Origin of the sequence: Sphingorhabdus sp. (assembly GCF_044357595.1) — a bacterium.
Lineage (GTDB): Bacteria > Pseudomonadota > Alphaproteobacteria > Sphingomonadales > Sphingomonadaceae > Sphingorhabdus_B.
This window is the reverse complement of record NZ_JBIKPH010000141.1, coordinates 1-6,077: the sequence shown is the minus strand read 5'-3', so window position 1 is coordinate 6,077 and position 6,077 is coordinate 1. Positions and strand designations below refer to the sequence as shown.

The window sequence follows — 6,077 nt, the reverse complement described above, 5'->3', positions numbered from 1 at the left end:
ATCATGTTTGCAACTGCGTTACCGCCAGCGCCGCCAACCCCAATAACTGCGATTTTCGGCTTCAATTCGTCAACCATTGGTGGCCCGATATTGATGCTCATAATTTTATCCCCTTAGCCCCATCAGCTTGTTCGAAACTTTCACGCTTTTGACACAAAAGCAAAAAACGCACACCCCAAAATTACCCGTTTTGCACAGCTTTCTGTTAGAAGTTCTCACGAACCGCCCGTTTTATGCGTTCAATCAAACTCGGCATCGCCCCGCCAAGCTGTTCAGCGCGCATATCATAGCCGGATTGAAGCTCAAGACGCTCCGATGCGGCATAATGAATCAAACCCACCAGTGTCGAAAATGCGGGACCAGAATGTGCTTCGGGAATACTGGTTAGCCCGGAAGGACGACCAATGCGCACCGTCCGTCCAAGCGCGCTCTGCATATGTTCGGCGGCACCCTTAAGCTCGGCACCACCGCCAGTCAGCACCACCTGATGTCCAGACGGTCCAGAAAATCCTAGCGTCTTCAATGCTTGCGCGACTTCGGTAACAATGCTGTCGACGCGCTGGCAGACCACTGCGTTTAACTGTGCTTTGGTGATGCGTGGCGCTTGGTTTCCTGGTTCAACGCCATTTTCGTCGGGACCGATATCAAGAACTTCCTGATAGTCGCGCGGACTGGTTAAGGCAGAACCGTGAAAGCATTTCAATCGCTCTGCCTGCGCCCGGCGAATACCAAAGGCTGAGGCTATGTCATCGGTAATGTCCGACGCGCCCTTTTGAATAGTCTCAAGCCCAACCAACATTCCGCCGATGAACACCGACACATTGGTGACCGCCGCACCGAATTCGACCAGCGCAACGCCCAGTTCGCGTTCCTCTGATGTCAGGCACGCAAGGCCGGTTGCTACCGGTCCAACGACTAGCGATTCTACATCCAAATGTGCCGCGCGTACCGTCATGTCCATATTCCGAACCGGCGATGGATCAGCAAGGATAACATGCACGTCAACGCCCAAGCGATCGGCATGCAGTCCAATTGGGTTTGCTACGCCGCCAACCCCATCAAGCGAATATAAGGTCGGTTGAATATGCAGCGCCATTTTGCCGCCGGTTTGGATATTGTCGCGTCCAGCCTGCAGCAGTTCGCCGACATCTTCTTGTGTAATACGGTCGCCGCCTAATTCGATTTCGACCGGCGCGAGCATACTATCGAGCCCGCCAGCAGACATGCCAACCCAAACGCGGTCGATGTTGAGGCCAGCGATCCGCTCCGCTTGTTCGACCGCATGGCGCACAGATAGTTCTGCCTGTTCGACATCAGCGATGCATCCGCGCGTCACACCCCGACTTTCGCGCTGCCCTGTGCCAAGAACAAGCAATTCGCCACTATCGGTTTGACCCGCAATCAAGGCCGAAACCTTCGACGAGCCGATATCGATTGCCGATATCAGCCTTTCAACGCGCGTCGTTTTCATGCTGTCTGTCCACTGATTTTAGAGATAACTTCTTTGGTTTCCACTTTTTCCACTTTTTCCGTCTTCTCCACTTTGGCGGGTTCCACCTTCTGTGCTTTGCGGAAATAGGCGCGATCTGGATCGCGCAGGTCAAAATGGATCAGGTCGCGGCCAAGCAAGCGGTGTACACCATCCATGCGCGCAAAATTCAGCAAAGCCTTGGCTGCGGCGGCCTCTCCTTCTGGCAGCGCAAGCGTTTCTCCGGTTTGGAACTGAATATCCCACCGACGGTTGCCGACCCAGGTTGCACCGGAAACTTGTGATTTCAGCGCGGACGCTTTGTCGAGTAACGCACTCAGCGCGACCGTGTGCCGGTTTGCATCATTTCCATTCAGCATCGGCAAGTCACCGCCCTCACCGGGGCGAATATTTTGCAGAACAATCCCCTCTGCGTCGATCAGCGAATATTTCCCGTTGCGTTGCCAAATAGCGGTCGGCGTGCGCTCGATAATCTGGACGGCAAGCGTATCCGGCAGCCGCCGTGCAACTCGGGCGTCCTTAATCCAGCCATATTGCAAAAGATCCATGCGCACTTTGTCGATATCCACCAACGGCATCGCACGGTCTTTTTCGGCGAGCACGAGTTGGTAGACTTTCAACTGGTCGACCCGTTCCATGCCCGTGACCTGAATGCGCTGCACCTGAAAACCGGCTTTTGCGGCAAGCGCGGCATATTGTTGATAGGCAGCGGCGGTCAGTCCAGCATATTGCGCAGCGGCAAAGGCAAGCGCAGCAAGCACCGCGACGATAATCCAAGTGATGACGCGCTGCACTTCCTCTTCGGAAAATGAGAGCATGCGCAACAGTTTGTCGACACCCGAAATCTGGGAGACCTTCTTCCGCGGGCTGGCCGCAGTTGCTTTGCGCTTTGCTGCTGGCTTGCGTGTCGCACCTGCCATTATGCCAACGCTTCTTTCACAATGATGTCGACTAGCTGTTCGTAGCTGATACCAATATGCCGCGCTTGTTCGGGCACGAGGCTTAACGGTGTCATGCCGGGCTGCGTATTGGTTTCCAGAACGAATATACCGTCCATACCCGCTTCGTCATCCCAACGAAAATCCGTGCGTGAGGCACCTTTGCAGCCAAGCAATTGATGCGCGCGCAGCGCAGTATCCAGCATATATTGCGCGACATCATCGGGGATTTCTGCAGGGCAGATATGTTCAGTCAGGCCATCAGTGTATTTCGCGTCAAAGTCGTAAAAGCCGCTCTTTGGCTTCAACTCAGTCACGCACAACGCCTTGTCACCCAACACTGCTACCGTCAGCTCGCGGCCTTTGATGAAAGGTTCTGCCAGCAACCGGTCAAATTCCTGCCACGGCCCTTTGGCATCACGGGCAATCGGATTGCCATAATTGCTGTCATCAGTGACGATTGCCACACCAACCGAGCTGCCTTCATTCACGGGCTTAAGCACATAAGGCCGCGGCAGCGGATCACCCGCATAAAGGCTTTCGCTTTCGACCATCGTTCCCTTGGGCATAGGAATTCCGGCAGGCACAAGGCACTGTTTGGTCAATTCCTTGTCAATCGCGATAACCGACGTCACCATGCCGCTATGCGTATAAGGGATGCCCATGAGGTCCAACATGCCCTGCACTGTGCCATCCTCACCCGGGACGCCATGCAAGGCATTGAATACGACATCAGGACGAAGGCCAACCAGCACTTGCGCGACATTGCGGTCCATATCGACGCGGCTGACCTGATATCCGACCTTTTCCAAAGCATCGGCGACCCCATTGCCGCTCATCAAGGATACAGGCCGCTCGTTCGACCACCCCCCCATCAACACGGCAACGTGAATGTGCTTACTCATTTCGTTTCACCCACGCGCTGGATTTCCCATGTTAGTGCCACGCCAGACTGCGCCATTACGCGCGCACGGACTTCTTCGCCAAGCGCCTCAATATCCGCGCTGGTGGCATCGCCGGTATTAATCAGGAAATTGGTGTGTTTTTCGGACACCTGCGCACCGCCAATCTGAAGCCCGCGGCACCTCGCAGCATCGACCAATTGCCATGCCTTATGTCCATCCGGATTTTTGAAGGTCGACCCGCCGGTTTTGGATCGCAATGGCTGCGATGCTTCGCGCGATGCGCTGATGCGGTCCATCTCGGCTTGGATGGCTTCGGGTTCTCCGGGACGTCCTTGAAAACGCGCCGCAACGACAATAGCGCCATCTGGCAGTTCGGAATGACGATAGCTGTAATGCAACTCGTCCACAGTCAACGTCGCAAAAGTCCCGTCGCGCAAGACAATATCGCAATCGCGCAAAATGTCCTTTACCTCGCCGCCATATGCGCCGCCGTTCATGCGAACAAAGCCGCCGACGGTTCCCGGAATGGAGCGCAGAAACTCAAGACCAGCGATTTTATTGTCACGCGCAGTGGAAGACACCAAAATGCCTGATGCGCCAGCGCCGCATTCCATCGTGACAGCGTCGGTACAAGTGACTTTAGCAAAGGCCTTACCCAAGCGGATAACGACACCCCTGACGCCGCCATCTCGGATAATCAGGTTAGATCCCAAGCCAAGCGCCATGACCGGCGTGGCTTGGTCAAGTTCGCGCAAAAAAGATTGCAGGTCGGCGATGTTTTTAGGTTCAAATAGATAATCCGCGCAGCCGCCCGACTTAAACCAGACCAAAGGGGCCAACGGCGCGGCTTGGGTCAAACGTCCTTGCACTTGCGGCATATGCAGCGTTGTCATCCGCGCGCTGCCTGAATTGCATCGGCAAGGCCAGCTGCCCATTTGGTGATGTCGCCAGCGCCCAAGCACACGACAATGTCATGCGCCTGAACAACTTCGGCCAGCTTGCGTGCCAGGTCATCGGCATCGGCCACTGTCGCAGCCGAACGATGCCCGCGCGCCTTTATGCCATGCACCAGCGCATCTGCATCTATGCCGTCAATCGACCCCTCGCCGGCTGCATAGACGGGTGATATGAACACCATGTCGGCATTATTAAATGCTTGTTGGAAATCATCCATATGGTCGCGCAGCCGCGTGAAGCGGTGCGGTTGTGCGACGGCAATCACCCGTCCCTGCGCACCTTCGCGTGCAGCCGACAGCACCGCGCGGATTTCGACGGGATGGTGGCCATAATCGTCGATGATCGTAACGACCCCACCGTCAAGGACAACTTCGCCAACCTTGCTAAAGCGGCGCTTAACGCCACCGAATTTGTCAAAGCCATGCGCAACATCTGCGTCGCTCATCCCCATTTCAAGGCCAACGGCGACCGCGGCCAGCGCGTTCTGTACATTGTGGCGGCCCGGCATGGGAAGCTGAATACCCTTTATCGTACGCTGCGATCCATCGCGTGCGCGAACGACCACATCGAAACGGTTGCCGCCCGGGTTCGGAGTGACATTTTCGCCGCGAATATCGGCCTGCGCCGAAAATCCGTAAGTGATAATCCGACGGTCGCGGATCTTGGGCAAAATGGCCTGCACTTCGGGATGGTCGAGACACATGATCGCCGCGCCATAAAAGGGGACGTTTTCGACAAATTCGACAAACGCCCTTTTGATCGCGTCAAAATCCCCATAATGGTCGAGATGTTCTGGGTCGATGTTGGTGACCACCGCCAGCGTGCCGTCAAGCCGTAAGAAACTGCCATCGCTTTCATCGGCTTCAACCACCATCCAGTCACTTGCCCCAAGGCGCGCGTTGGAACCATAGCTGTTGATGATACCGCCGTTGATGACCGTCGGGTCAATGCCGCCATGGTCCAGCATCGCGGCAATTAAAGATGTCGTGGTCGTCTTTCCGTGCGTGCCCGCCACAGCAACGGTGTTTTTTAGCCGCATCAATTCGGCAAGCATTTCGGCGCGGCGTACCAAGGGTATCCGCCTTTCCAAAGCTGCATCGCGCTCGGGGTTGCCTTCCTTGACGGCAGTTGACGTCACAACGACGGTCGCCTCGCCCAAATTGTCGGCACTGTGGCCGATCATCACCTTGATGCCGCGTTGGCGAAGGCCATCAATGACATAGCTGTCAGCAATGTCACTGCCCTGCACATGATAGCCAAGATTATGCATGACCTCTGCAATGCCGGACATTCCAATGCCGCCGATGCCGACGAAATGGACAATGCCAATATCGGTAGGAACACCCTTCACGCTGCGTTCTCTTTGGCAAGTGCAGGGGACGTATTGAACGCGCCCCTGTGTTCGGATGGGGACGTTATAGGATGCATGATTGGGGCGCGGCCAAAAGACTCGACAAGGTCGGCAAGGTCGGCAACCGCATTTGGCCGGCCGCAGTTTTTCGCTGCCTTCGCCGCATTTTTCAGCGCACCGGGCTCAAGCGCAATTTTCTCGATCTGCTTGGCCAACTCTACCGCGGTGAATGCTGGCTGCGCGATGGCGCGGGCGCCGCCTGCTTGGACCATTTCCTTAACGTTATAGCTTTGGTGGTCATCGGTTGCGCTTGGTAGCGGTACCAATATGGCGGGCCGTCCAGCGCAGGTTAGTTCGGCTATCGTTGACGCCCCTGCCCGCGATATCACCATATGCGCCCAGCCAAGTCGTTCAGGCAGGTCAGGCAAATAGGTCGC

At 56.0% G+C, this 6,077-nt stretch carries 6 protein-coding genes; all 6 read right to left on the bottom strand.

What is annotated here, in order from left to right; translation table 11 throughout:
• Positions 1-205: 205 nt before the first annotated feature.
• Entirely contained in the window at positions 206-1,471 is a 1,266-nt protein-coding gene (gene ftsA, locus ACIQ2T_RS11525; RefSeq protein ID WP_397590941.1) for a cell division protein FtsA, read from the bottom strand.
• A complete protein-coding gene (locus ACIQ2T_RS11520) occupies positions 1,468-2,409 on the bottom strand; it encodes a cell division protein FtsQ/DivIB (protein ID WP_397590940.1) in 942 nt (313 codons plus the stop codon). Before ACIQ2T_RS11520 ends, ftsA begins: the two co-directional genes overlap by 4 nt.
• Complete coding sequence (locus tag ACIQ2T_RS11515) at positions 2,409-3,332, bottom strand: D-alanine--D-alanine ligase (RefSeq protein ID WP_397590939.1); 924 nt, start codon at positions 3,330-3,332, stop codon at positions 2,409-2,411. The genes ACIQ2T_RS11520 and ACIQ2T_RS11515 overlap by 1 nt, the downstream gene beginning before the upstream one ends.
• Positions 3,329-4,225 (bottom strand): UDP-N-acetylmuramate dehydrogenase, encoded by an 897-nt coding sequence (gene murB, locus ACIQ2T_RS11510; protein ID WP_397590938.1) that lies wholly within the window; start codon positions 4,223-4,225, stop codon positions 3,329-3,331. Before murB ends, ACIQ2T_RS11515 begins: the two co-directional genes overlap by 4 nt.
• Positions 4,222-5,640, bottom strand: a complete 1,419-nt coding sequence (murC, locus tag ACIQ2T_RS11505) for a UDP-N-acetylmuramate--L-alanine ligase (protein WP_397590937.1) — start codon at positions 5,638-5,640, stop codon at positions 4,222-4,224. Before murC ends, murB begins: the two co-directional genes overlap by 4 nt.
• Positions 5,637-6,077: UDP-N-acetylglucosamine--N-acetylmuramyl-(pentapeptide) pyrophosphoryl-undecaprenol N-acetylglucosamine transferase (locus tag ACIQ2T_RS11500; RefSeq protein WP_397590936.1), on the bottom strand; the 441-nt coding region annotated here is incomplete at its 5' end. The genes murC and ACIQ2T_RS11500, both read right to left, overlap by 4 nt.